The sequence below is a fragment of the Bradyrhizobium sp. 142 genome, assembly GCF_023074015.1.
Taxonomy (GTDB): domain Bacteria; phylum Pseudomonadota; class Alphaproteobacteria; order Rhizobiales; family Xanthobacteraceae; genus Bradyrhizobium.
Window position 1 is genome coordinate 1 of the sequence record NZ_JADPKQ010000328.1, and the last position, 26,424, is coordinate 26,424.

The 26,424-nt window shown below is 64.7% G+C and carries 21 protein-coding genes; 15 read left to right on the forward strand and 6 right to left on the reverse strand.

Annotated elements, in window-relative coordinates:
- Window positions 1-326 precede the first annotated feature (326 nt).
- A complete protein-coding gene (locus tag IVA82_RS30935) occupies window positions 327-1,592 on the forward strand; it encodes a cytochrome P450 (protein ID WP_247388815.1) in 1,266 nt (421 codons plus the stop codon).
- Between the two features lie 101 nt (window positions 1,593-1,693).
- Window positions 1,694-2,968 carry a cytochrome P450 gene (locus tag IVA82_RS30940; protein ID WP_247388816.1) on the forward strand — a complete coding sequence of 425 codons (1,275 nt, stop codon included), beginning with the start codon at window positions 1,694-1,696 and terminating at the stop codon, window positions 2,966-2,968.
- A gap of 309 nt (window positions 2,969-3,277) precedes the next feature.
- On the opposite strand, the gene IVA82_RS30945 is transcribed toward IVA82_RS30940, so the two are convergent.
- Entirely contained in the window at window positions 3,278-4,198 is a 921-nt protein-coding gene (locus tag IVA82_RS30945) for a LysR substrate-binding domain-containing protein (RefSeq protein WP_247388817.1), read from the reverse strand.
- Between the two features lie 125 nt (window positions 4,199-4,323).
- Here IVA82_RS30945 and IVA82_RS30950 point away from each other — a divergent pair, with 125 nt between their 5' ends.
- From IVA82_RS30950 to mdlC, 4 genes are all read left to right on the forward strand, one after another.
- Window positions 4,324-5,493, forward strand: coding sequence for an acyl-CoA dehydrogenase family protein (locus IVA82_RS30950; RefSeq protein ID WP_247388818.1), 1,170 nt, complete (start codon window positions 4,324-4,326; stop codon window positions 5,491-5,493).
- Between the two features lie 9 nt (window positions 5,494-5,502).
- Window positions 5,503-6,606, forward strand: coding sequence for a CaiB/BaiF CoA-transferase family protein (locus tag IVA82_RS30955; RefSeq protein WP_247388819.1), 1,104 nt, complete (start codon window positions 5,503-5,505; stop codon window positions 6,604-6,606).
- A gap of 28 nt (window positions 6,607-6,634) precedes the next feature.
- The gene (locus IVA82_RS30960; RefSeq protein ID WP_247388820.1) at window positions 6,635-7,486 is read left to right on the forward strand and encodes a MaoC family dehydratase N-terminal domain-containing protein; all 852 of its coding nucleotides are present in this window, start codon (window positions 6,635-6,637) and stop codon (window positions 7,484-7,486) included.
- A gap of 196 nt (window positions 7,487-7,682) precedes the next feature.
- Window positions 7,683-9,305, forward strand: a complete 1,623-nt coding sequence (mdlC, locus tag IVA82_RS30965) for a benzoylformate decarboxylase (RefSeq protein WP_247388821.1) — start codon at window positions 7,683-7,685, stop codon at window positions 9,303-9,305.
- Window positions 9,306-9,475: 170 nt separating this feature from the next.
- Here mdlC and IVA82_RS30970 read toward each other — a convergent pair whose 3' ends face one another.
- Window positions 9,476-10,252, reverse strand: coding sequence for a glucose 1-dehydrogenase (locus tag IVA82_RS30970; protein ID WP_247388822.1), 777 nt, complete (start codon window positions 10,250-10,252; stop codon window positions 9,476-9,478).
- 75 nt (window positions 10,253-10,327) lie between these two features.
- Between IVA82_RS30970 and IVA82_RS30975 the strand changes: the two genes are divergently transcribed.
- Window positions 10,328-10,789 (forward strand): MarR family transcriptional regulator, encoded by a 462-nt coding sequence (locus IVA82_RS30975; protein WP_247388823.1) that lies wholly within the window; start codon window positions 10,328-10,330, stop codon window positions 10,787-10,789.
- 66 nt (window positions 10,790-10,855) lie between these two features.
- Here IVA82_RS30975 and IVA82_RS30980 read toward each other — a convergent pair whose 3' ends face one another.
- Together IVA82_RS30980 and IVA82_RS30985 are read right to left on the reverse strand one after the other, a co-directional pair.
- Entirely contained in the window at window positions 10,856-11,650 is a 795-nt protein-coding gene (locus IVA82_RS30980) for an SDR family oxidoreductase (protein WP_247388824.1), read from the reverse strand.
- Between the two features lie 28 nt (window positions 11,651-11,678).
- Window positions 11,679-12,374, reverse strand: coding sequence for a hemolysin III family protein (locus IVA82_RS30985; RefSeq protein WP_247388825.1), 696 nt, complete (start codon window positions 12,372-12,374; stop codon window positions 11,679-11,681).
- Between the two features lie 179 nt (window positions 12,375-12,553).
- Between IVA82_RS30985 and IVA82_RS30990 the strand changes: the two genes are divergently transcribed.
- Together IVA82_RS30990 and IVA82_RS30995 are read left to right on the forward strand one after the other, a co-directional pair.
- The gene (locus IVA82_RS30990; RefSeq protein ID WP_247388826.1) at window positions 12,554-14,023 is read left to right on the forward strand and encodes a YcjX family protein; all 1,470 of its coding nucleotides are present in this window, start codon (window positions 12,554-12,556) and stop codon (window positions 14,021-14,023) included.
- Complete coding sequence (locus IVA82_RS30995; RefSeq protein ID WP_247388827.1) at window positions 14,020-15,048, forward strand: TIGR01620 family protein; 1,029 nt, start codon at window positions 14,020-14,022, stop codon at window positions 15,046-15,048. The genes IVA82_RS30990 and IVA82_RS30995 overlap by 4 nt, the downstream gene beginning before the upstream one ends.
- Here IVA82_RS30995 and IVA82_RS31000 read toward each other — a convergent pair.
- Window positions 14,957-16,588, reverse strand: a complete 1,632-nt coding sequence (locus IVA82_RS31000) for a glycosyltransferase family 39 protein (RefSeq protein ID WP_247388835.1) — start codon at window positions 16,586-16,588, stop codon at window positions 14,957-14,959. The genes IVA82_RS30995 and IVA82_RS31000 overlap by 92 nt on opposite strands.
- 419 nt (window positions 16,589-17,007) lie before the next feature.
- On the opposite strand from IVA82_RS31000, the gene IVA82_RS31005 reads away from it, so the two are divergent.
- The 4 genes from IVA82_RS31005 (at window position 17,008) to IVA82_RS31020 (ending at window position 21,008) form a co-directional block, all read left to right on the forward strand.
- Window positions 17,008-18,744 carry an adenylate/guanylate cyclase domain-containing protein gene (locus IVA82_RS31005; RefSeq protein ID WP_247388828.1) on the forward strand — a complete coding sequence of 579 codons (1,737 nt, stop codon included), beginning with the start codon at window positions 17,008-17,010 and terminating at the stop codon, window positions 18,742-18,744.
- 332 nt (window positions 18,745-19,076) lie between these two features.
- Window positions 19,077-20,276, forward strand: a complete 1,200-nt coding sequence (locus tag IVA82_RS31010; RefSeq protein ID WP_247388829.1) for a molybdopterin-dependent oxidoreductase — start codon at window positions 19,077-19,079, stop codon at window positions 20,274-20,276.
- 11 nt (window positions 20,277-20,287) lie between these two features.
- The gene (locus IVA82_RS31015) at window positions 20,288-20,599 is read left to right on the forward strand and encodes a cytochrome c (RefSeq protein ID WP_247388830.1); all 312 of its coding nucleotides are present in this window, start codon (window positions 20,288-20,290) and stop codon (window positions 20,597-20,599) included.
- Between the two features lie 208 nt (window positions 20,600-20,807).
- The gene (locus IVA82_RS31020) at window positions 20,808-21,008 is read left to right on the forward strand and encodes a cold-shock protein (protein ID WP_247388831.1); all 201 of its coding nucleotides are present in this window, start codon (window positions 20,808-20,810) and stop codon (window positions 21,006-21,008) included.
- A gap of 170 nt (window positions 21,009-21,178) precedes the next feature.
- On the opposite strand, the gene IVA82_RS31025 is transcribed toward IVA82_RS31020, so the two are convergent.
- On the reverse strand, window positions 21,179-21,667 hold the full coding sequence (locus IVA82_RS31025) for an Lrp/AsnC ligand binding domain-containing protein (RefSeq protein ID WP_247388832.1): 489 nt from the start codon (window positions 21,665-21,667) through the stop codon (window positions 21,179-21,181).
- A gap of 87 nt (window positions 21,668-21,754) precedes the next feature.
- Between IVA82_RS31025 and putA the strand changes: the two genes are divergently transcribed.
- Window positions 21,755-24,754, forward strand: a complete 3,000-nt coding sequence (gene putA / locus IVA82_RS31030; protein ID WP_247388833.1) for a bifunctional proline dehydrogenase/L-glutamate gamma-semialdehyde dehydrogenase PutA — start codon at window positions 21,755-21,757, stop codon at window positions 24,752-24,754.
- Window positions 24,755-25,028: 274 nt separating this feature from the next.
- Window positions 25,029-26,234: a CoA transferase gene (locus tag IVA82_RS31035; protein WP_247388834.1), complete on the forward strand. Its 1,206-nt coding sequence runs from the start codon at window positions 25,029-25,031 to the stop codon at window positions 26,232-26,234.
- The last annotated feature ends 190 nt before the right edge of the window (window positions 26,235-26,424 follow it).

The window sequence follows — 26,424 nt, forward strand, 5'->3', positions numbered from 1 at the left end:
AGCCGCCCAAGGCGACCTTTGTCACAAGGCTTCAGATCAGCCGGTTACCCAACCAACCTGCTCGTCAGCTACCAGACTTATCGACAATTATCCGGGTGGATTCCTCCTCCACTGGTGACACGCGCCCTTCGGGGCACACAGCGAAATCCGGGACCACCTCAACGTCACGATTCCCGGATTACGCTTACGCTCCATCCGGGCGACAGCCGAGCCATGCGGCAAAACTTCTCCCTTGCTCCGACGCAGACAACCGGCTGTAATTGCAACCTAAATACCGCAGCGCAGAATTCAACGAGAACGCGCGGTTCACATCAGGGAGAACGGTCATGCACGGGACCATCGAGAGCACGGCAAAGCTCGACGCATTGCGTGCGCGCGCCACGTCGCTACCCCTTGAACAGTTCGATCCCGGCGACCCCGAATTGTTCAGGACCGATACGTTCTGGCCCTATTTCGATCGCCTGCGCCGCGAAGATCCCGTGCACTATTGTAAGGACTCGATGTTCGGGCCGTACTGGTCGGTGACGCGCTACAACGACATCATGGAGATCGAGACCAATCATTCAGTGTTCTCCTCGGCCTCCGCGCTCGGCGGCATCACCATCCGCGACATCGATCCCGACCTGCGCCGCGAAAGCTTCATCTCGATGGACCCGCCGCGCCACGCGGCGCAGCGCAAGACCGTGGCGCCGATGTTCACGCCGACGCATCTGGACAATCTCGCGCTCAGCATCCGCGAGCGCTCGGCCGAGTGCCTCGACAATCTGCCGCGCGGCGAGGTGTTCGACTGGGTCGACCGGGTCTCGATCGAGCTCACCACGCAGATGCTCGCGGTGCTGTTCGACTTCCCCTGGGAGGAGCGCCGCAAGCTGACGCGCTGGTCGGATATCGCCACCACCATTCCCGGCCCCGACGGCCTTGTCGCCACCGAGGACGAGCGGATGGCCGAGCTTGCGGAATGCGCCGGTTATTTCGCGCGGCTGTGGAAGGAGCGCATCGAGCAGCCGCCGAAGAGCGACCTGCTCTCGATGATGGCGCACAGCGACGCAACGCGTCACATGGATGCCAAGAACTTCCTCGGCAATCTCATCCTGCTGATCGTCGGCGGTAACGACACCACCCGCAACACCATGTCCGGCTCGATCTACGCACTGAGCCAGCATCCGGAGCAGTATCGCAAGCTGCGCGCAAATCCGGCTTTGCTCGATAGTTTCGTGCCGGAGGTGATCCGCTGGCAGACCCCGCTGGCGCATATGCGCCGCACCGCGCTCGCCGATTTCGAGTTCCGAGGCAAGCAGATCAAGAAAGGTGACAAGGTTGTGATGTGGTACGTCTCGGGCAACCGCGACGAAGCGGCGATCGAAAAGCCCTACGATTTCATCATCGACCGCGCCCGCCCACGCACGCATCTCTCCTTCGGCTTCGGCATCCACCGCTGCGTCGGCTTGCGGCTTGCTGAACTCCAGCTCAAGATTATTTGGGAAGAGATTCTCAAGCGTTTCGATCATATTGATGTAGTCGGCGAACCCCAGCGGGTCTATTCGAGCTTCGTGAAGGGTCTGGAGACGCTGCCGGTGCAGATTGCGGCGTGATGCGTGCTAAGATGTAGACCGGTGCCTCTCTCCCTCGCCCCGCTTGCAGGGAGAGGTGAACTGCATTCGGCGGCTCGACTTAAACACTGGAGCGATCAGCAATGAATATCCAGACTCCGGTTAAAGTGGACAAGGCTGAACGCATGCGCAGGGCGCGCGAGGAGGCTTATGCAACGCCGCTGGCGCAGTTCCATCCCGGCGCGCCCAGGCTGTTCCAGGACGACACGCTGTGGCCGTGGTTCGAGCGGCTGCGCAAGGAAGAGCCGGTGCATTACTGCACCAACGCGCCGATCGAGCCGTACTGGTCGGTGGTGAAATACAATGACATCATGCATGTCGACACCAATCACGGCCTGTTCTCCTCGGACTCGACGCTCGGCGGCATCTCGATCCGCGACGTGCCGGAAGGTTATGATTGGCCGAGCTTCATCGCCATGGACCAGCCGCGTCATTCGGCGCAGCGCAAGACGGTCTCGCCGATGTTCACGCCGACGCATCTGGACGAACTCGCCAAGCTCATCCGCCAGCGTTCACAGACCGTGCTCGACAATCTGCCGCGCAACGAGACCTTCAACTTCGTCGAGCGGGTCTCGATCGAGCTGACGACGCAAATGCTCGCCACCCTGTTCGATTTCCCCTGGGAGGAGCGGCGCAAGCTGACGCGCTGGTCGGATGTCTCCACCGCGCTGCCCAAGAGCGGCATCGTTGCCTCCGCCGAAGAGCGACGCCGCGAGATGGACGAGTGCTACGCCTATATGTCCAAGCTGTGGAACGAGCGCGTCAATTCCGAGCCGCGCAACGATTTGCTGTCGCTGATGGCCCATAACGATGCGACGCGGTTCATGGATCCCGATAATCTCATGGGCAACATCATCCTGCTCATCGTCGGCGGCAACGACACCACCCGCAACACCATGACCGGCTCGGTGCTGGCGCTGAACGAGAACCCCGAGCAGTACGACAAGCTGCGGGCTAATCCGGCGCTGATCGACACCATGGTGCCGGAAGTTATCCGCTGGCAGACGCCGCTCGCCCATATGCGCCGCACCGCGCTCCAGGACACCGAGATCGGCGGCAAGGCCATCAAGAAGGGCGACCGCGTGGTGATGTGGTACGTCTCGGGCAACCGCGACGAAGAGGTCATCGACCGCCCCGAGGAGTTCATCATCGACCGGCCGCGGCCGCGCACGCATCTTTCCTTCGGCTTCGGCATCCACCGCTGCGTCGGCATGCGCCTCGCCGAGCTGCAGCTCAAGATCGTCTGGGAGGAGATGCTCAAGCGCTTCGACCGCATCGAGGTGGTGGGCGAGCCGAAGCGGATCTATTCCAGCTTCATCAAGGGATATGAGTCGCTGCCGGTGCGGATACCAGGGTGACGGCTGCGCCGCCACTGTAGCGCCGGTGAGACGCAGTGGCTGCGTGATCGAGGTGCGAGTTGATGCGAGCGCCGCTGCAGCATTCTCCGTCATTGCGATCGCAGCGAAGCAATCCAGACTGTCACCACGGAGGAATTCCTGGATGGCTTCGCTGCGCTCGCAATGACGAGGTTTTGGATGCATTTGCGCGTCAAACTCGCATTGAGCTTAGCCCAGTTATACAATTTCGGCATGACAGGTCGCGCCAGATGCGAAGGGCCGGCCGCGGGATTGCGCCCTAAATCCTCACGACAATTCAACGCTGACCGCTCACGCAAGCCTGATCTCCCACAGGCCTTCCTTGCGGCAGGCGGCGACCTCGTCGCGCAGGAGAGCGGTGATGGCGAGCGAGGCCGTCGAGGCCGGGCGGTCGATCGGAGAAGCGAAAATGAGCTCGCGCGTCATCGGCTTCGAGACGACAGCGGTTTCCAGCCGCCCCTCCGCGACCTCGCCGTGCACGGACGACGGCGGCAGCAGCGCGAAGCCGAGACCCTCCTCGACCAGACCGGTGAGCACACGGAAGGAATCCGCTTCGAGCTGGACGTTGAGCTTGATCTTGCGCTGGGCCGCCGCATGCTCGATCAGCGCGCGGAGGCCGTGAGAATGACTGGGCAAGACCAGCCGCTGCCGCAGCAGCCAGCCGATCTCGACGCTCTTCTTGCGCGCCAGCCCGCAGCCGCGCGGGCCGACCGCGACGATGTTGTCGCGGCCAAGACTCTGCACGTTGAGATGCAGATCCGCCGAGCGGCCGTAGAGGATGGCGAGATCCATCTCGCCACGATGCAGCCATTCGACGAGATGGCCGCTGTAGCTCTCGACGATGCGCAGCGAGATCCCGGGAAATTTCTCGACGCAGCGCCGCGCGAAGCGCGCCGACAACACGCAGCTCACGGTCGGAACCAGGCCGAGCACGACCCGGCCCGACGGCGGCCCCTTGGCCGACTGGATGTCGTCGCGGATCTGGTCGATCTGGCGCACGATGCCGGAGGTGCGTGCGAGCAGGAGGTGACCTGCGTCGGTCAGCACCATGCCGCGTCCGTTGCGCGTGAACAGCTCGACGCGCAACTCGTGTTCCAAAAGCTTGATCTGGCGGCTGAGCGCCGGCTGCGCCACGCGCAACGTATCGGACGCCTTGGAGAGGCTGCCGAGCTCCGCCACGCAACTGAAGGTCCTGAGCTGCCGGAAATCCATGCTTGCCAATCCTGGAAGGCTACTCCATACGCTATAGCAAATGAGCATAGGGGGCTGGCGTTGCTTTCACAACGCCGGGGGATTGGCCGGCGTTATCTTAACCGCCCCACCCAACGGGAAACGCCATGAGCGAACAGCACCACACCGAAGATCACGCCGAGATCCGCGAAGCCGTCGCAAAGCTCTGCGCGCAGTTTCCCGGCGAATACTGGCGCAAGCTCGATCGCGAGATGGCTTACCCGAAGGCCTTCGTCGATGCGCTGACCCAGGCTGGCTATCTCTCGGTGTTGATCCCCGAGGAATATGGCGGCGCAGGCCTGAAACTCTCGGCGGCGGCTGCGATCCTCGAGGAGATCCAGCGTGCGGGATGCAATGGCGGCGGCTGTCATGCCCAGATGTACACGATGGGCACGGTGCTGCGGCACGGCAGCGACGAGCAGAAGGCGAAGTATCTGCCAAAAGTCGCGAGCGGCGAATTGCGCTTGCAAGCCTTCGGCGTCACCGAGCCGACCAGCGGCACCGACACCACCTCGCTGAAGACATTTGCGCGCAAGGACGGCAACGCCGGCTATATCGTCAACGGCCAGAAGATCTGGACCAGCCGTGCCGAGCATTCCGATCTTATGCTCCTGCTGGCGCGAACCACGCCGAAGGATGAGGTCAAGAAACGCACCGACGGGCTCTCCGTGTTCATCGTCGACATGCGCGAGGCCAAGGACAAGGGCCTGGAGATCCGTCCGATCCGCACCATGATGAATCATGCCACCACCGAAGTGTTCTTCACCGACATGAAGGTGCCCGCCGAGAACCTGATCGGCGAGGAAGGCAAGGGTTTTCGCTACATCCTCTCGGGTATGAATGCCGAGCGCATCCTGATCGCGGCGGAATGCGTCGGCGACGCCAAATGGTTCATCGCCAAGGCCACGAACTACGCCAAGGAGCGCGCGGTGTTCGGCCGGCCGATCGGCCAGAACCAGGGCATTCAGTTCCCGATTGCCAAAGCCTATGCCGCAATGCGTGCGGCTGAATTGATGGTGAAGGAGGCAACGCGCAAATACGAGGCCGGCCTCGACTGCGGTGCGGAAGCCAATATGGCGAAAATGCTGGCGGCGGATGCATCCTGGGAGGCGGCGAACGCCTGCGTCCAGACCCATGGCGGCTTCGGCTTCGCCGAGGAATATGACGTCGAGCGCAAATTCCGCGAGACGCGGCTCTACCAGGTGGCGCCGATCTCGACCAACCTCGTGCTGTCTTTCATCGCCGAGCACGTGCTCGGCATGCCCCGCTCCTACTGAGATCGTGCCATGGGAGCACTTGACGGAATCAGGGTGATTGCGGTCGAGCAGGCGGTCGCCGCACCGTTCTGCTCGTCGCGGCTGGCGGATGCCGGCGCGGAAGTCATCAAGATCGAGCGGCCGGAAGGCGATTTCGCCCGCGGCTATGACGCTGCGGCCAAGGGGCAGAGCAGCTATTTCGTCTGGCTCAACCGCGGCAAGCAGTCGGCCGTGGCCGATCTCGCCACTAGGGAAGGCCGCGCCGAGCTGGAGAGACTGATCGCGAGCGCCGACGTGCTGGTGCAGAATCTCAAGCCGGGCTCGATGGACAAGCTCGGGTTTTCGCGCGAGCGACTGCTGCACGATTATCCGAAGCTGATCTCCTGCACCATCACCGGCTATGGCGACGAGGGCCCCTACGCGCACCGCAAGGCTTACGATCTCTTGATCCAGGCCGAGAGCGGGCTGGCCTCGATCACCGGCAATCCCGACGGCGCCTCGCGCGTCGGCATGTCCATCGTCGACGTCGCGACCGGGGCGACCGCGCATGCGGCGATCCTGGAGGCGCTGATCGCGCGGGGGCGCACCGGCAAGGGCGCCGACATCCGCATCTCGATGTTCGACGTGATGGCGGACTGGCTGACCGTGCCGCTGCTCAATGCCGAGGCCGGCAATCCGCCGAAGCGCATGGGCCTGCGCCATCCCTCGATCGCGCCCTATGGCGTGTTCACCTCCAGCGACGGCAAGGATATTCTGATCTCGATCCAGAGCGAGCGCGAGTGGAAGACGCTTTGCGCCGAAGTTCTTGACCAGCCGAACCTGCCGAGCGATCCGCGCGTCGCCAACATGGTCGAGCGCGTGCGCAACCGCGACTTCACCGACAAGACGGTCGCCGACAGTTTTGCGAAAATGACGCGCGACGAGTTGCTCAAGCGTCTGTCGGACGCCGACATTGCGTTTGCGGAGGTCAACACCATGGCCGACCTGGTGACGCATCCACATTTGAGGCGCATTGAAGTCGACACGCCGCAGGGGCGCGTCAGCTATCCCGCGCCGGCGCCGATCATCGTCGGCGAATCCCGCGTCTATGGCGCCGTGCCCGGTATCGGCGAGCGGCCCAACTCAAAGAAGTAAGTCGAAGACGTAACAAGAGCGAGGCGTCATGACCGAGAAGCTCGACATCGATCATTTGCGGCAATGGATCGGCCGCTCCCAGGAAGCCACCGACATCGTCACCGCGCAGCTCGTCAGGGGTTTGCGCGCGACGCTGTTTCAGGAAATCGGCGAGCCCAGGAGCGGCGATGCCGCGCCGCTCACCGTGCACTGGTGCCTGGCGCAGCCGGTATTTCCGATGTCGATGCTCGGCCCCGACGGCCACCCGACCCGCGGCGGCTTCCTGCCGCCGGTGCCGCTACCGCGCCGGATGTGGGCCGGCGGCGAGATCGAGTTTTTGCAGCCACTTCGGGTCGGCGACGAGTCGACGCGGACCTCGCGCATTGCCGATGTGCAGGTGAAGACCGGCTCGACCGGCACGCTGTGCTTTGTCTCGGTCGAGCACAGCATCTCGTCGCCGCGCGGCGTTGCCATCCGCGAGCGGCAGGATATCGTCTATCGCGAGATGACGAGCACGCAGGCCGCACCTGTGAGGGCCGCAGCGCCGCCGCATGCGCAGCATCGCGAGACGCATGTCTCCGATCCCGTGCTGCTGTTCCGCTATTCCGCCCTGACCTTCAACGGCCATCGCATCCATTACGACCGCGACTACGTCACCAAGGTCGAGGGCTATCCGGGCCTGATCTTCCACGGACCGTTGCAGGCCGCCCTCATCGTCGAGATGGCGGCGAAGCTGCGCGCCGGCAAGCCGCCAAGGAAGTTCACCTATCGCGGCCTGCAGCCGCTGTTCGAGGGCACGGAGTTTTCCATCAACGCCAATGAGAGCGGCGAGAGCATGGAGCTGTGGACCGCGAACGCCGAGGGCCAGCCGACGATGAAGGGCACGGCGGTGTGGCGATAGATTGTAGACCCTCACCCTGAGGAGCGCGCCTCTTCGCGCGCGTCTCGAAGGGCGAGGCCACCAGCCGGGCCTTCATCCTTCGAGACGCGCGAAGACGCGCTCCTCAGGATGAGGAACTAACAGTCTGGATTGCTTCGCTGCGCTCGCAATGACGGGTGGGGCGGACAGGGTCGACAAACAGAAAGGGACTGAAACAATGCCAAAAAACGGCAAACCCGCCAGCAAATCCGTCACCGTCAAGCAGGCTACTCTCGACCTGCTGCGCGCCTTCGGCATCAAAAAAGTATTCGGCAATCCCGGCTCGACCGAGCTGCCGTTCCTGAGCGACTGGCCTGATGACATCGACTACGTGCTGGCGCTCCAGGAAGCCTCTGCGGTCGGCATGGCCGACGGTTACGCGCAGGCGACGCGCAATGCCGGCTTCGTCAATCTGCATTCGGCGGCCGGCGTCGGCAATGCACTCGGCAACATCTACACTGCGCATCGCAACCAGACGCCGCTGGTGATCACCGCGGGCCAGCAGGCGCGCTCGATCCTGCCGTTGCAGGCGTTTCTCTACGCCGAGCGCGCCTCGGAATTCCCGCGGCCCTACGTCAAATACAGCGTCGAGCCGGCACGGCCCGAAGATGTGCCGGCCGCGATCGCGCGCGCTTATTACACCGCGATGCAGCCGCCGTGTGGGCCGACCTTCGTGTCGATCCCGATCGACGATTGGGCGCATGCCACGACGCCTGTCGATGCCCGCAAGGTCAGCCGCGAGATCGGGCCGGAGCCGGAGGCGATAAAGGCGCTGGTCGCGGCGCTGACCTCGAGCAAGCACCCTGCCCTTGTGGTCGGCCCCGGCGTTGACCGTGCCGGCGCGGTCGACCTGATGGTGCGGGTCGCCGAGAAGGTCAAGGCGAGCGTCTGGGTCAGTCCGTTCTCGGCGCGATGCTCGTTCCCGGAGCGGCATCCGCAGTTCACAGGCTTCCTGCACGCCTCGCCGGCGCAACTGTCGGACGCGCTGCGCGAGCATGATCTCGTCGTCGTGATCGGCGCGCCGGTGTTCACGTTCCATGTCGAGGGGCACGCCGCGATCTTCGACGGCAGCGCGACGATTTTTCAAATCACCGATGATCCCGACGCCGCGGCCGTGACGCCGGCCGGCACCAGCATCATCGCGACGATGAAGCCGGCGCTGACCATGCTGCTCGACCTCCTGCCGCAGACCAAGCGCGCGGCGCCAAAGGGCCGGACACTGCCACCGGCGCCGCAGGCCGCCGATCCGCTGCCGGTCGAGTTCTTGATGAATTCGCTGTCGCAGGCGATGCCAGACGAGGCCGCGCTGGTCGAGGAAGTGCCTTCGCACCGGCCGGCGATGCAAAAGTTCATGCCGATGCGCGGCCAAGACAGCTTTTACACGATGTCGAGCGGCGGCCTCGGTTACTCGCTGCCCGCGGCGGTCGGCATGGCGCTCGGCAAGCCGAAACAGCGTACGGTGTGCCTGATCGGCGACGGCTCTGCGATGTATTCGATCCAGGCGCTGTGGACCGCCACGCAGCGAAAGCTGCCGCTCACGATCGTCGTCATCAACAATTCCGGCTATGGCGCGATGCGTTCGTTCAGCCAGGTGATGCAAGTGAGGAACGTACCGGGGCTGGAGCTGCCGGGAATCGATTTCGTCAGGCTCGCCGAGGGCATGGGGTGCGATGCGGTGCGGGTGAGCAAGGCGGCGGAGCTGAACGGCGCGTTACAGCGCGCGATGGCGTTCGAAGGCACGAGCCTGGTCGAGGTGGTCGTGGATTCGGCGGTGCCGGTGTTGTACGGGCTGAAGCATTAGGGGCGCGCTACGCATCCACAATGTCGTCCTGGCGAAAGCCAGGACCCATTTCCACAGCAGGATGTTTGGCGAAGATTGGTTGACCCGATCTCGCGACACAACTGCTCCCTGGGGTAATGGGTCCCGGCTTTCGCCAGGACGACAACGAGATTTTGGCAAGACCGCCCGAACTACGATGCCAGAAATCCACCGTCCGCCGCAAGCACGTGACCGACGACGTATGACGACGCATCGGACGACAGCCACACCACGGCCTCGGCCACTTCCTCGGGCGTTCCCATCCGTCGCAGCGGCAGGCCTGCGGCCACGGTCGCTACGTCGCCGACGCCGGCGCGGAGCATCATGTCGGTGACGACGCGGCCGGGGGCGATGGCGTTGATGCGGATGCCGCGCGGAGCGTTTTCCATCGCCGCTGAACGCGTCAGCGAGATCGCGGCCGCCTTCGAGGCCGAGTAGAGCGAGAAGCCGGGATTGGGATTGCGCACGCCGCTGACGGAGGCGTTGACGACGATGCAGCCGCGCCCCTGCACCAGCATCGCCGGCAGTTGATGGCGCAGGCACAAAAACAGCGCGCGGACATTGGTGTCGAATACGCTGTCGTAGATGTCCATGCCCTGCATTTCCAGCGGCGCGCGGCGTTCCTGAAAGCCGGCATTGTTGAAGGCGACGTCGAGCCGGCCGCAGCGCTCGACTGCCGTGCGGACCAGGTGCGCGACGTCGTCCTCTCGCGTGATGTCGGACTTAAGCGAGATCGCGTCCGCACCGAGCTCCCGGCACGCGGCGGCGGCAGCCTCGAGCTCGGCCTCGCGCCGGCCCGCAACGATGATCGTGTCTGCGCCTTCTGACGCCATGCGCAGTGCCGTCGCGCGGCCGATGCCGCTGCCGCCGCCCGTGACCAGACAGACCTTGCCTGTCATCCGCATCCCGGCCGGCAAAGTTCCACTCATGGGCCACTCCAAATCGCTTGCGCGCACCGTTGCGCGCATATAGTTGTATGATACAACTATGTGCGGAGAGTCAAGGTGGCCGAGCTTTCGCTGATCGACGACATCCGCGCCGCCTCGCGCCTGATGGTGCGCGAGCTCGGCTTCATGGACGCGACGGTGGCCGCGACGGACTACCCGCCCTCGGCCGTGCATGCCGTTCTGGAGATCGGCGTTCGCGGTCCGCTGACCTCAGGCGAACTTGGCGACTTCCTGCGCCTGGAGAAGTCGAGCGTCAGCCGCCTGGTGCGCAAGCTGATCGACTTCGGCGAATTGCGGGAGACACCGGACGCGGATGATGCGCGCAGCAAACGCCTGTCGCTGACGGCGAAGGGACGACGCACGCTGGAGGCGCTGCATGGATTCGGACGGCAGCAGGTGAGCGGCGCGCTGGCCGCGCTGACGGAAGCCGAGCAGCACACCGTGCGCGAGGGGATGATGCTCTATGCCCGGGCACTGCGGCAGAGCCGGGTGGAGAACGAAGCGCAATCGGCGGCGTGAGGTCCGTAGCCCGGATTGCGCTTCGCGCAATCCGGGCTACATATCGAGGGTGCGGCGCGCACCTCCCTACGTAGCGAACTCGTCCCGCATCCTGGCCTGGATCTTGGCCATGCCGCCGATCCAGCGGTCGTAATTTTCGGCCTTCTTGCGCATGTAGCCGAGCACCTGCGGATGCGGCAGGATCAAGAACGTCTCCTGATCGAGGCCGGCGAGCACGTCTTTCGCGACCTGCTCGGGCGCAAGGTCGCCGTCACCGGATTGCGGGCCCTTGGGGATCGAGCGCAGCATGTTGGTGTCGACGCCTTGCGGGCAGAGAATCGAGACGCGGATGTTGTGCGCCTTATGCGAGATCGCAAGATTTTCGGCAAAGCCGACCGCCGCGTGCTTGGTCGTCGAATAAGCGGGGCTGCCGACCTGCGACAACAGGCCCGCCGCCGAGATCGTGTTGAGGAAATAGCCGCCGCCGCGCGCTTTCATTCGCGGGATGAGATGCCGCGCCGCATAGACATGGGCCATGACGTGGATCGCCCAGCTGCGCTGCCACGGCTCATCCGAAGAGCCGCCGGCATTTTCCGACATCGGATCGAAGCCGCCGCCGATGCCGGCATTGGAGCAGAACAGGTCGATCGGTCCGAACTGCCGCTCGGTCTCCTCGATGACGTGAGAAATGTCCTTTTCCTGCGCGACGTCGCATTTGAACGCGGCACCGTCCACCATGGCAGCGACCGCCCTGGCGCCAGCGGCCTCCATGTCCGCGACCACGACCTTGGCCGCGCCGGCTTCATGAAAAGCCTCGCACAGCGCCTTGCCGATGCCATTGGCGCCGCCGGTGACAACCACGACCTTGCCGGTCACCTGCATGCGACGTCTCCTCCTGGTCCGCTTGTTCTCAGCTCAACACGAGGTCGAGCACCGCGGTATAATGGCACGCCGCCCCGGCCAAGACAAAGCCGTGCCAGATCGCATTCTGAAAGCGCAGGCGCCGCCAGGCATGGAAGATCACGCCAAACGAGTAGAGCACGCCGCCCGCGACCACGAAGCCCAGCACCACCGCGGGCAGCGCCTTGACCACAGCATCGTAGAGCATCATGCCGCTCCAGCCCATGGCGAGGTAGATGCCGACCGCGACGCGGTCGAACCGGCCGGGATAGCGAAGCTTGAGCACGATGCCCAGGATCGCGACACACCAGACACAGATGAGCAGCGCCAGCGCGAACACGCTGTCCTTCAGCTCCAGGATGAACGGCGTGTAGGTGGCAGCGATCAGGAGGTAGATCGCGGAATGGTCAAAGCGCCGCAGCAGCCATTTGGCTGGCGAGACCGGCCAGAGATTATAGGTCGCCGACAGCACCAGCATCGAGAGCAGGCCGGCGACATAGATCGAGACACCGACGATGTTGACTGCGTCGGCATAGACCGCTGCGAGCACCACCAGAACGGTTGCGGCGATAATACCGGACAACACGCCGATTCCATGGATGATGCCGTCGGCGATCATCTCGGCGCGATCGTAGTTCCAGCGGAACGCATCGGCGGCGGCATGGACGGAGGTCGAGGCGAGCTGTTTCAGCGTGAAGACAGGCATAGCGATCCGGGGCGCAATAGGTGTCCGATATTGGTCTTTGGCAGTTAACGCGGCGTTCAAGGCTGCTTCACCTAGGAAGACGGTGGAAGTATGAAGCTTGATTTTCGTCAGGCAGTTGCCACTTTTGTGACTCTAGTCCGTTTTGGCTATTTGCCCGCCCCGAGACCTCTCACGTTCATATGGCATTCAGTTTCCAGGATATGGTCGAGGAGGCGCGCCTGTCGGCCCGGGCGCTGATCGACTATGGCGAGCATCTGTTCAACCCGACGGTGCGGCTCGGCGTCACCGGCCTGTCCCGGGCCGGCAAGACCGTGTTCATCACCGCGCTGATCCATGGGCTGACGCGCGGCGGCCGGTTTCCGGTGTTCGCGGCCTACGCCTCGGGCCGGGTCGCGCGGGCGCATCTCGCGCCGCAGCCCGACGACGCCGTGCCGCGCTTCGCCTACGAGAACCATCTACGCGCCCTGATCGAGGAGCGGCGCTGGCCGAATTCGACCATCGATATCAGCGAGCTGCGGCTCGTCATCGACTACCAGCGCCACAACGGCGCGGACCGCACCCTGACGCTCGACATCGTCGACTATCCCGGCGAATGGCTGCTCGACCTGCCGCTGCTGCAAAAGAGTTATGAGCAGTGGTCGGCGGAAAGCCTCGCGCTTTCGCGCGAGACGCCGCGCGTGCATCTTGCCGCCGACTGGCACGCGCATCTTGCGGCCTTGAAGCCGGAGGCGCGCGAGGACGAGCAGGCGACGCTTACGGCGGCAAAGCTCTTCACCGGCTACTTGCGCGCCTGCCGCGACGAGCGCTTTGCCATGAGCCTGCTGCCGCCCGGCCGCTTCCTGATGCCCGGCAATCTCGCAGGCTCGCCGGCGCTGACCTTCGCGCCACTCGACGTGCCGCTGGACGGCAAGGCGCCGGAGGGATCGCTGTGGGCGATGATGGTGCGCCGCTATGAGGCCTACAAGGACGTCGTGGTGCGGCCGTTCTTCCGCGATCATTTCGCGCGGCTCGATCGGCAGATCGTGCTGGCGGATGCGCTCGCCGCATTCAACTCCGGACCTGAGGCGCTGCACGATCTCGAAGCAGCCCTTGCCGGTATTCTCGACTGCTTCCGCATCGGCCGCAGCACCTTTCTCTCCAATCTGTTCCGGCCGCGCATTGACCGCATCTTGTTCGCGGCGACCAAAGCGGACCATCTGCACCATTCCAGCCACGACCGTCTCGAGGCCGTGTTGCGCCACGCGGTCACCTGCGCCGTCACCCGCGCCGAAAACACCGGCGCGGAGATAGACGTGGTGGCACTCGCCGCCGTGCGCGCGACGCGGGAGGCGCAGGTCGCGCATGGCCGCGATAAATTGCCGTCGATCCTGGGGACACCGGCCGCGGGCGAAAGCGCCGGCGGCGAGTTCTTTGACGGCAATACGGAGGTGGCGACCTTTCCGGGCGATCTGCCGCTCGATCCGCAGGCGCTGTTCAGCGGCACGGATACCTTTCGCGGGCTGTCGACGGCCGCCGCCGAGAAGAGCGATTTCCGCTTCCTGCGCTTCCGTCCGCCAATACTCGAGCGCGAGGGCACAGACGAGCCGGCGCTGCCTCACATCCGCCTCGACCGTGCCTTGCAGTTCCTGATCGGAGACAAGCTGTCATGAACGACCGATCCCCGCCGCGGCGGCCGGCCACGTTCCGGCTGGACGATCCCGGCGTCGTCGTCACCGAGGCCAATGAGACCGCCCGGCTCGGCCGCGGCACCATCCAGATCACGCCGGAGTCCGATCCAATGGCGCGGCCCGTGCCGATCGAGGCTGCGCTTCCGGCGCGGCGCAGCTTTCCCTGGGGTGCGCTGTTCTGGTCCGGCGTTGCCGGGCTGACGCTGCTCGGGATCGGGCTCGGCGTCGTTCATCTGATCGAAGACCTGTTTGCGCGCAGCGAGAGCCTCGGCTTCGTCGGACTTTCTCTTGCATTCGTCACCGCGCTTGCGCTTGCGGTGGTGATCGGGCGCGAGGCGCTTGGTCTCGCGCGGCTCGCGACGATCGAAAAACTGCATCAGCGCGCCGCCGCGGTGCTCGCCAGCGACGATCGCAAGGAGAGCCGCGCCATCGTGCAGGACCTGCTTAAGATCGCGCACCAGAACCCGCAGCTTGCGCGCGCCCGCGCGGCGCTGGAAAGTCACGCCGGCGAGATCATCGACGGTGCCGACATGGTCCGGCTCGCCGAGCGCGAACTGATGGCGCCGCTGGATATTGAGGCGCGGCGGCTGGTGTCGGTTGCGGCGCAGCGGGTCTCGATCGTGACTGCGGTTTCGCCCCGCGCGCTGATCGACGTGCTGTTCGTGTTCGTCGCCTCGCTGCGCCTGATCCGCCAGCTCGCCCGGCTCTATGGTGGCTGCCCCGGCGCGCTCGGCATGATCCGCCTGCTCCGCCACGTCATCGCCAATCTCGCCATCACTGGCGGCATGGCCGCAAGCGACAGCCTGGTACAGCAGATGCTCGGCCACGGCATTGCGGCGAAGCTGTCGCAGCGCCTCGGCGAAGGCATGCTCAACGGATTATTGACGGCGCGGCTGGGCCTGGCCGCAATCGACGTCACAAGACCGCTGCCGTTCGCGGCGCTGCCGGCGCCGAAGCTGTCGGATCTGGCGACGGATTTGCTGAGGAAGAAGGACGACGAGGCGTAGTTCCTTCGCCTCTCCCCGCAGGCGGGGAGAGGGACAAGAAGGCCAGCACGCGCCACTGGAACAGCGGCGAGTCCTTTGGCGGCGACAGCTCCGGGGTCCAGCCGGTGAGCTTGTCCAGCACATAGGTATCCGTGAGAACGCCGCGCCAGCGGCGCTCGACTTGACCAAGGTGCTCGCGCTTCACGGCGATCGTGTCCCACAGCGGTGAACGAGTATCGGGCTCACGACCGACATAGATGCCTGCGCGTCCTTTGATCCTGTCCGTGCCGGGATCGCTAAAATCCTGGAAGCGGCCGCGCTCATTGATCTCGATCACCGGCACGCGGCCCCTGAACAGCCAGCGCATCATGGCATAGGTGCGGTAGTCCGTGGTCGCGATCCAAGTCGCGCCGGCCTCGTCGAGTGCAGCCTGTGCGCGCGCCGCGACCTTGTCGTAGCCGGCCTCGGCGCCGACCGGATCGATCTTGCCGAGAAAATTCCAGGGTGCGGCGACGTAATAGAGGAACACGATGACGACGAAAGCGAGCCCTGAGACGACCGCGGTATTGGCCCAGGCGACGCTGGACCGGATCATCCGCGCCGACCAATTTTCTCGCGGCATCATTGTAAGATTGATGGCGGCAGCAGCAAAGCCGACCGGCCACATGAACATCGGCCAAGTGTCGCCAACCCTGAGCGTCAGCGATTTCGCGAAGAAATAGATGAACGGCACCAGCACCGCGGTCGACAGCAGGATCGCGACCGGCTCGCGGGTGCGATAGCCGCGCCACGCCGTCATGACCAGCGCCGACAGCACCACCGGCAACATGACAAAGCCGACTAGCCCGAATTGCAGGCCGATATAGTCGCCGATGGTGCGGAGCGAGACGCCGTAATTGGCGGTGGCGCGCACGCCCTGGAAGCGGAACGAAGCCCAATCGTACTGTGCGTTCCAGATCAGCACCGGAGAGAACACGACGATGGCGACGACTACCGCGAGATAAGGATAGGGACTACGCAGCCAGCGCCATCGCCAGTCCGGCACCAGCAGGAAGACGGCGACGGCGGGTGCGAACATGATCGCGGTGAATTTCGACAGCAGCGACAGGCCGGCGAACAGACCGGCCGCGAGCCACCAGCGGCCGTCGCCGCTTTGCGCGAGCCTAACCAGAGCCCATATCATCGCGACCGCGAACGGGATCATGGCGACGTCGGGCGCGACCTTGGCCATCAGCAGGCCGTAATAGAGCACGGCCTCCGGCATCAACACCGCGAGCACGACCGCACGCGCGTCACGGGTAACGCGCCGGACGATGTCGGCGAGCAGGAGCTGTGTCACCAGCATCGCAAGAATGCCGCCGAAGCGGACGCCGAGCGTGGTGTCACCGAAGATGGCCGTGCCGAAGCGGATGAACCAGGCGATCATCGGGGGATGATCGAGGAAGCTCAGCGCGGTCTCCTTCGACCAGGTCCAGTAATAGGCCTCGTCGGTGCGCAGCTCGAGCGCGGACGCATAAACGATGCGCAGCACCGTCATCGCGGCGATGATCAGCGCTGCCATGACGAGAGGCCGGCGCGCGGCGCCGTCGGGGTGCACTGAGATGTCGGGAGCTGTCGTCACGGCCGCGCTTTTCCCCGACTTGGAAGGGGGAGTCAATGTAGGGGGCGATCTCTCTCCACGAGTCGTCCCGGACAAGCGGAGCGCCTGGCAGCGCAGAGCGCTGCTCCATAGCGGCGCGCAGATCCCGGGACCCCATAATCGCAGGGAGGAGTTTGGCGAAGACTCGGAGTGATCAGCCTGTATCACAACCGCTCCCTGGGGCTATGGGTCCCGGATCTGCGCGCGCTTGAGGCGCGCTTGTCCGGGACGACAGTGGAGTATGCCTCCACTTGCCGCGCATGTGATCGGGACCGGCCGTCCGCCGCCGGAATTTAACTCTCCGCTGGCTGTTCTCCTTCATGAACTGGTACAAGCAAATCATGGCCGCCACAGCTGCTTCACGATTGTCCGAACTTTTTCGCGGCACCAGCGCACGGCAGGTGCGGCTGGTCTGCGGCGTCATCCTGTTCGCCTATGTGGTCAGCCATTTCCTCAACCACGCGCTCGGCAATGTGTCGGTCGGTGCCATGGAGGTCGGGGTCTACTATCACACCGCGTTCTGGCAGTTCCTGCCGGTTGCGATCATGTTCTACGGCGCCGCGCTGATCCATATGGGGCTCGGCGTGTACGCGCTGTATCAACGCCGGCAGTTCCGGTGGAAGACGATCGAGCCGCTCCAATTGGTGCTGGGGCTGAGCATCCCCGCTCTCGTCATGGCGCATGTGATCGGCGTGCGGCTCGGCCACACGTTGTTTGGGCACGACAAGCTCTATCCGCAGGAGCTCTATCTGTTCTTCGTCGCATCGCCCGGCCGGCTCTGGCAGATGACGATCCTGCTCGTCATCGCCTGGGTTCACGGTTGCATCGGAATCTATTTCTGGCTTCGCCTGAAGCCGTTCTTCACGCGCGCCGCACCTTATCTGCTCGCGGCGGCCGTGCTGATCCCGACGCTGGCGCTGCTTGGCATCTATCAGGGCGGACGCAGCGTCGCGGCCGAAAGCGACGACGGCGAATGGCGCACGCACAATCTGACGCGCCGCCAGGTCGGCACAGTCGCGGAGGCCGACACGCTGGAGCGCATCACCGGCGGCCTTACCATCGGCTATCTCGGCCTGCTCGGACTGGCGCTGTCGGCGCGCGGCGTGCGGGCCTATCGCGAGCGGCGCGGCGGTATGATCGCGCTGTCCTACGGCAACGGCAAGACAGTGCGCGTGCCCAAGGGCCTCTCCGTGCTGGAAGCGAGCCTGCGCCACAGCGTGCCGCATGCCAGCGTCTGCGGCGGCCGCGCCCGCTGCTCGACTTGCCGCATCCGCATCATCGGCGACCATGCCGCCCTGCCCGAGCCGTCGCAGCGCGAGGCTTTCGTGCTCACCCGGGTCGGCACCACCGACCCCTCGATCAGGCTCGCCTGCCAGTTGCGGCCGACCTGCGACCTCTCGTTCTTCCAGCTCTTCACGCCACAGACGCTATCGGCGAACGCGTCCGCCTCGACACCGGCGCGGATCGGCCAGGAGCGCTATCTCGTCAGCCTGTTCGTGGACATGCGCGGCTCGACGCAACTGGCCGAGAAGCGGTTGCCGTTCGACACCGTCTTCATCGTCAACCGTTTCCTCGGCGCGGTGTCACAGGCCGTGATCGAGAATGGCGGCCAGCCCAACCAGTTCGTCGGCGATGGGATGCTGGCACTGTTCGGCCTTTCCGCCGATCCGCAGGCCGCCTGCCGGCAGGCGCTGAAGGCCGCCGCCGGTATCGCCCTGCATATCGACGAGCTCAATCAATTGCTGAGTCACGATTTGCGCCAGCCGATCCGCTTCGGCATCGGCATCCACGGCGGCGAGGTCATCATCGGCGACATCGGCTATCGCGATCACATCGTCTTCACGGCCCTCGGCGATGCCGTCAACGTCGCCGCGCGTCTCCAGGACATGACCAAGACGCTCGGCTGCGAGGCGATCGTCTCCGACGAGGTCCGGCGCACCTCCGGCCTCCATGACGACATCTTGCCGCAGCAGGAGGTCGCGATCCGCGGCCGCGACGAGCCGATGGTCGTCCGCGTCGTTGCGGATGCCAGGGAGCTGTCCGCGCTGGTTGACGGCAGCGAGCGCGTCGCGGCTTGAGGCGCGAGCCACGCGCGCGGTGCGCTCCCTCTCCCGCTTGCGGGAGAGGGTTGGGGAGAGGGTGTCTCCGCAACGGGACAATCCCCAAGCAGAGAAAGCCCTCACCCGGCGCTGCGCGCCGACCTCTCCCGCAGGCGGGAGAGGTGGAGCGCACCGTCGCCGCCGCTACAACTCGACTCCATCTCATCGCGGCGTAACACCGCGTTGCTGCGACGCAGCGGCATGGGCCTGCTGCGAAAGCACGAATTGACTTCACGGCTTTCAGTGCAACAGATGAGCGTGGGTTTGCGGTGATGACCGCTGGCCAACGAAAAGCTCCGGGAGGGGACCAAATGTTTGATAGACGCGACCTGCTCAAAGGAGCGGGGCTTGCTGCTATTGCGGCCACACTGAACTCAACCAAGGCGCTGGCAACGAACACCGTCACCCTGCCCTTCGTCAACGGCGAACGGCCGCTGGTGAAATATCCGCAGAAGCGGCCGATGATCGGCCTGACCAGCCGGCCGCCGCAGCTCGAGACGCCGTTTGCGGTATTCAACGACGGACCGATCACAGCGAATAACGCGTTCTTCGTGCGCTATCACCTGTCCGACCTGCCCTACAATCTCGATCCCGACAAGTTCACGCTCGAGGTCAAGGGCAAGGTCGACAAGCCGCTCAAGCTGTCGCTGAAGGACATCAGGAAGATGAAGGCGACGGAGATCGTCGCCGTCAACCAGTGCTCCGGCAACAGCCGCGGCTTCTTCGAGCCGCGCGTCGCCGGCGGCCAGCTCGCCAACGGCGCGATGGGCAATGCGCGCTGGCGCGGCGTGCCGCTGAAGACCGTGCTCGCCATGGTAGGTGTGCAGGCCGGCGCCAAGCAGGTCACCTTCAACGGCATGGACGGCCCGGTCAGCGACAAGACGCCCGACTTCGTCAAAGCGCTCGATCTCGGGCACGCCACCGACGGCGAGGTGATGCTGGCTTACGGCATGAACGGCGAAGACCTGCCGTTCCTCAACGGCTTTCCGCTGCGCCTGATCGTGCCGGGCTATTACGGGACCTACTGGGTCAAGCACCTCAACGAGATCACCGTCATCGACAACATTTATGACGGCTTCTGGATGAAGTCGGCCTATCGCATTCCGGACACGCCCAACAATGCGATCGAGCCCGGCACCGCGCCGAAGGCGACCATCCCGATCAACCGCTTCACTATCCGCTCCTTCATCACCAGCGTCCCGGACGGCGCGAAGTTGAAGCAGGGCGGCATCACCCTGCGCGGCATCGCGTTCGACGGCGGCAAGGGCATCAAGGAGGTTGCGGTGTCCATCGACGGCGGCAAGACCTGGACCAACGCCAAGCTCGGCAAGGATCTTGGCAAATATTCGTTCCGCGAATGGCAGCTGCCGGTGAAGCTCACCACCGGCGCTTACGAGCTCAAGGTACGCGCCACCAGCAATTCCGGCGAGACGCAGCCCGACCAGCCGCGCTGGAACCCGGCGGGCTATTTGCGCAATGTCGTCGAGACCGTTCGCGTGACGGTGGTCTGAGGGAGATGATCATGCAACGGATCGCGCTCTTCGCCATCGTCCTCTCCATGGCGCTCGCCCCCAGCTTCGGCTCCGTGACCGCGGCGCCCGTGAACTATCAGCTTCCGGACGAGGTCGCCGTCTTCAAGCCCGGCCCCAATCTCGCGGTCGTGCAAGGCAATTGCAGCGCCTGCCACTCGGCCGACTACGTCAGCACACAGCCGCCGATGAAGAACAAGGAGTTCTGGCAGGCCGAGGTGACCAAGATGATCAAGGTCTACGGCGCGTCGATCGACGATGCCGACGTCGGCAAGATCGTCGACTATCTGGCCGCGACTTATTGACAGGTCGCGGCGCGCGTTCGGGCCGATTGACCGCGAAACGGGCAAAACCGGTAAAAACGCCGCGAAGTTGAGCGATTTTCGGCGAAACGCCGATATGGTTTGAGCTACCAAGCCTGCCACATTCCGCGTATCTTGTTAGGACCGAACCGGCCGGTTGGCGGGGACTGGCGATTCGAGATCTCGGAGGAAGACCCGCGGAGAAGGCGTGATGGCTAAAGGTACGGTCAAGTGGTTCAACCCGACGAAGGGTTATGGATTTATCCAGCCTGCGTCGGGAGGCAAGGATGTGTTCGTGCATATCTCGGCAGTGCAGAAGGCCGGTCTGTCGTCCCTGAACGAAGGACAGACGGTGGAATACGAAGAAATTGCAAACCGGGGCAAGACGTCCGCAGAAAACCTCAAAATATAAGCCCGCCAGCCTTTGCTGCCTCCCGGATCTAGTCCGGGAGCCGGGCCAAGAAAATTTTGAAGACGGTCAGTGCATTCGACGACGGACGTTGCGATTGCGCACGGATAGCTATTTTGCCTGCGAAGACCGCTTGTTCAACGCCTCAGAAATGACAATCGCGACGACGCTTGTCAGCCCACCGGCAACGGTGCGTCGCGCTTGATCTCCTCCATCACCGCATAGGTGCGCGTCTCGCGCACGCCCGGCATCGACAGCAGGGTCTCGCCGAGAAACCGCCGATACGCGGCCATGTCGGCCAGCCGTGCCTTCACAAGATAGTCGAAGCCGCCCGCAACCATGTGACATTCCAGCACCTCGGGCGCGAGTTTCACCGCCCGCGCAAAGCGTTCGAAATTGTCCGGCGTGGTCTTGTCGAGCAACACCTCGACGAACACCAGGAGCCCGAGGCCGAGCCGATGCGGATTGAGCCTCGCGCCATAGCCCTCGACAAAGCCCTCGCGCTGCAAGCGCTTCAGCCGCTCGCCGATCGAGGTCGGAGACAGGCCGATGCGCTCAGCGAGTTCGACGTTGGCGATTCGCCCATCCTCCTGCAAAATCGAGAGGATTTTCCGGTCGATCCGGTCGAGCTCCGCATTTTTCGTCGAATCTTTCGCATCCATCTTCATTTTCTAAGCCAAAATAGCTAATTTGTCTATCGAACCACGGCAAAGCGAGCATTACCCTGGATCTGAGCCACAGGACACGCCATGCCGACCATCCCCCCTCCCTTCACCGCCCCCTACGCACTCGACGATGCCGAGATCGCCGCACGCCTCTTGCCAGCGGCACATCTCAGCCCACCGCAGGAAGCACGGGTCGATCGCAACGCAACGCGGCTGATCGAGGCCATCCGCAAACGCGACGACCGCCTCGGCGGGGTCGAGGACATGCTGCGGGAGTTCGCGCTCTCGACCAAGGAAGGGCTGGCGCTGATGGTGCTGGCTGAGGCGTTGCTGCGCGTGCCGGACGCGCACACCGCCGACCAGTTCATCGAGGATAAGCTCGGCGAAGGCGACTTCATCCACCACGAAACCAAGTCCACCGCCTTCCTGGTCAACGCCTCGGCCTGGGCGCTCGGCCTGTCGGCGCGGGTGATCCAGCCCGGCGAGACGCCCGACGGCACCATCGGCCGGCTGGTCAAGCGGCTGGGCGCACCGGCGGTGCGCACCGCCACGCGTCAGGCGATGCGGCTGATGGGCAATCATTTCGTGCTCGGCGAGACCATCGAACAGGCGCTGGAGCGGGCCCGGCCGCGCTCCGGCCAGAAGCCGCGCTATTCCTTCGACATGCTCGGCGAAGGCGCGCGCACGGCCGCAGATGCCAAGCGCTACTACGACGCCTATGCCAGCGCGATCGAAACCATCGGCAAGGCGGCAGGAGCTCATTCCCTGCCCGACCGTCCAGGCATCTCCGTCAAGCTCTCGGCGCTGCATCCGCGCTTCGAGGCGATCAGCCACGCCCGGGTGATGGCCGAGCTGGTGCCGCAACTGCTCGATCTGGCCCGGCGCGCCAAGGCCCATGATCTCAACTTCACCGTCGATGCCGAGGAGGCCGACCGGCTGGAGCTGTCGCTCGACGTGGTCGCGGCGACGCTCGCCGATGCTTCGCTCAAGGGGTGGGACGGATTCGGGCTCGCGATCCAGGCCTATCAGAAGCGCGCCAGCGCGGTGATCGATTATGTCGACGCATTGGCGCGCGGCCATGACCGCAAGCTGATGGTGCGGCTGGTCAAGGGCGCGTATTGGGACACCGAAATCAAACGCGCGCAGGAGCGCGGGCTCGACGGCTATCCGGTGTTCACGCGCAAGCCGATGACGGATCTGAACTACGTCGCCTGCGCGAAAAAACTTCTGGCATTGCGGCCGCGCATCTTCCCGCAATTTGCCACCCACAACGCGCTGACGGTTGCGACCGTGCTGGAGCTTGCCGGGACCAGCGGCGGCTTCGAATTTCAGCGCCTGCACGGCATGGGCGAAGCGCTCTATGAGCAACTCGCCAACGATCACCCTGGCATCGCCTACCGCACCTACGCGCCGGTCGGCAGCCATCGCGACCTGCTCGCCTATCTGGTGCGGCGGCTGCTCGAGAACGGCGCCAACTCCTCCTTTGTGGCGCAGGCCGCCGATTACCGCGTGCCGGTCCAAGCGCTGCTGAAACGTCCGGCCGATCTCATCGCGCGGCCGGATCAGGCGCATCACGCACGAATTCCACTGCCGGGCGATCTCTTCGCCCCGGAGCGGCGGAATTCACGTGGCGTGGAATTCGGCGTGCGTGCCGCGCTCGACCGGCTGCTGGCCGATATCAAGACCGAGGCGCCCGATCTCAAGCCGCTCGCCGAAGCAACGCCGGATCAGGCTAACGCGGCGGTGGGCGCAGCGCGCGCGAGCTTTGCCGCCTGGAGCCGGACACCGGCGGCGGTTCGCGCCGCGGCGCTGGAGCAGGCCGCGCATCTGCTGGAGAGCCGCGGCGCCCATTTCATCGCGCTGCTCCAGCGCGAGGGCGGCAAGACGCTCGACGATGCGCTGTCGGAATTGCGCGAGGCCACCGACTTCTGCCGTTACTACGCCGCGCAGGGCCGAAGGCTGTTCGGCAGCGAGGTGGCGATGCCGGGCCCGACCGGAGAGAGCAACGCACTTGCCATGCGCGGCCGCGGCGTCTTCGTGGCGATCTCGCCCTGGAATTTTCCGCTGGCGATCTTCCTCGGCCAGGTCACGGCGGCGCTGATGGCCGGCAACAGCGTGGTGGCAAAGCCCGCCGAGCAGACCCCGCGCATCGCGCGCGAGGCCGTAGCCCTGCTGCACGAGGCCGGCATCCCGGGCAGCGCGCTGCACCTGGTCACCGGCGACGGCCGGCTCGGTGCGGTGCTGACCGCGCATCCCGACATTGCCGGCGTCGTCTTCACCGGCTCGACCGAGGTCGCGCGCGCGATTAACCGCGCGCTCGCCGCCAAGGACGGACCGATCGTGCCGCTGATCGCCGAGACCGGAGGCATCAACGCCATGATCGCGGACGCCACCGCGCTGCCCGAGCAGGTCGCCGACGACGTCGTGACGTCGGCGTTCCGCTCCGCCGGCCAGCGCTGCTCGGCATTGCGGCTGCTGTTCGTGCAGGAGGACGTCGCCGACCGCATGATCGAAATGATCGCGGGCGCGGCGCGTGAATTGAAGATCGGCGACCCCACCGATGTCGCAACCCATGTCGGTCCGGTCATCGATGACGAAGCAAAGCAGCGGCTGGACGCCCATATCGTCCGCATGAAGAAAGAGGCGCGGCTGCACTTTGCCGGCGCGGCGCCGCAAGGCTGCTTCGTCGCGCCGCATATCTTCGAGCTTAGGGATGCCGGTGAGCTCACCGAGGAGGTGTTCGGCCCAATCCTGCACGTCGTGCGCTATCCGGCCGAGAAGCTCGAGCGCGTCCTGCAAGGAATCGAGCGCACCGGCTATGGGCTCACGCTCGGCGTCCACTCTCGCATCGACGATACGGTCGAGGCGATTGTCGACCGGGTCCAGGTCGGCAACATCTATGTCAACCGCAACATGATCGGCGCCGTGGTCGGCGTGCAGCCGTTCGGCGGCAGCGGCCTGTCCGGAACGGGCCCGAAGGCCGGCGGCCCGCACTACCTTGCGCGCTTTGCCACCGAGCAGACCGTGACAATCAACACCGCCGCGGCCGGCGGCAACGCTGCGTTGCTGGCGGGCGAGGAGTAGGTGTATTCATTGCGAAGCCTCAACAGAGCCAGTCTATGACCGTCATCCTGAGGTGCTCGTCCCGCGCTGCAAGCATAGGACGAGCCTCGAAGGGCGACGGCCCGGCTGCATCTCGGCCGTTTATCCTTCGAGGCTCCGCATGGGTCGCGATGCGCCCCATGCCTCGCGCTCGACGCCGTTGCATCGCGCCAAAACATCGGTCTAATGCTCTCATGATGTAGCTGCGCTAATTCCAGCGCGCGGGAAACAACAAGAGCGAGGGAGCAACGCCGCGATGGAAAAAGGCATTTTTGCAGGGCTCAGGGTTCTGGACTGCGCAAGCTTCATCGCAGCGCCGGCCGCTGCGACCGTGCTGTCGGATTTCGGCGCCGACGTCATCAAGATCGAGCCGCCCGGCGCCGGCGATCCCTATCGCAATCTGCCGAACCTGCCAGGCTATCCGACCGGCGAGCACAATTTCGCCTGGCTGCTGGAGGCCCGCAACAAGAAGAGCCTTGCGCTCGATCTCTCCAAGCCTGAAGCGCAGGCAGTGCTCTACAAGCTCGTGGAAGAGTCCGACGTCTTCATCACCAACATGCCGCCGCCGGTGCGCATCAAGCTCGGCATCACCTATGATCACCTCGCCCATCTCAACGACCGACTGATCTACGCCTCCTTCACCGGCTATGGCGAGAAGGGTGAGGAGGCCAACAAGCCCGGCTTCGACAGCAACGCCTATTGGGCGCGCTCAGGCCTGATGGACCTCGTCCGCGCCGACACCGATACCACCCCGGCCCGCTCGGTCGCCGGGATGGGCGACCACCCCTGCGCCATGGCGTTGTACAGCGCGATCGTCACCGCGCTCTATCAGCGCGAGAAGACCGGCAAGGGCTCCCATGTCGCCTCCAATTTGATGGCGAACGGCGTGTGGGCGGCGAGCGTGCTGGCACAGGCCAAGCTGTGCGGCGCCAAGTTCGGCGAGCGGCGGCCGCGCGAGCGCGCGCTCAACGCGGTGGCCAACCACTATCAATGCAAGGACGGCCGCTGGCTGATCCTGTCGCTGCTCAACGAGGAACGGCAATGGCCGACGCTCGCCCGCTGCCTCGGGCGCGCGGATTTGGTCGATGATCCCCGTTTCGCCACCAAGGCCGACCGCCACGCCCGCTCGGTGGAGCTGATCAAGGTTTTGGACGAAACCTTCGCGACCAGGGATCTCGCCGAGTGGCGCAAGATCCTCGACGGCAACGGGCTCGTGTTCGGTGTCGTCGGCATTCTGGATGACATCCCGAACGACAAGCAGATGCTCGACAACGAGGTGCTGGTGCCGTTCGAGAACGATACCATGCTGACCATCTCTAGCCCGATCTGGGTCGACGGTGCCAAGAAAGTGCAGCCGCGCAAACCGCCCGGCGTCGGTGAGCACAGCGACGAGATTTTGCGCAAGGCTGGATACGACGAAGCCGCGATCAGGCAGCTGCGGTCGTCGGGGGCTGTGGGCTAGTTTAGGCGAGGACTCATCTTTGGTACTTCCACCAACCCGCAGTGGATAGATTCCGCGGTATGGGTGCCGGCCCCTGTGCGCAAATTGCGCGCTAGTACCCCCTTTTCTTAGAAGGTGAGTCGTGATTCAAGATCGGGATGATCCCCGAAGCAAGAGAAGTCCGCCTTTCGAAGAAAGATCGCAAGGTGCT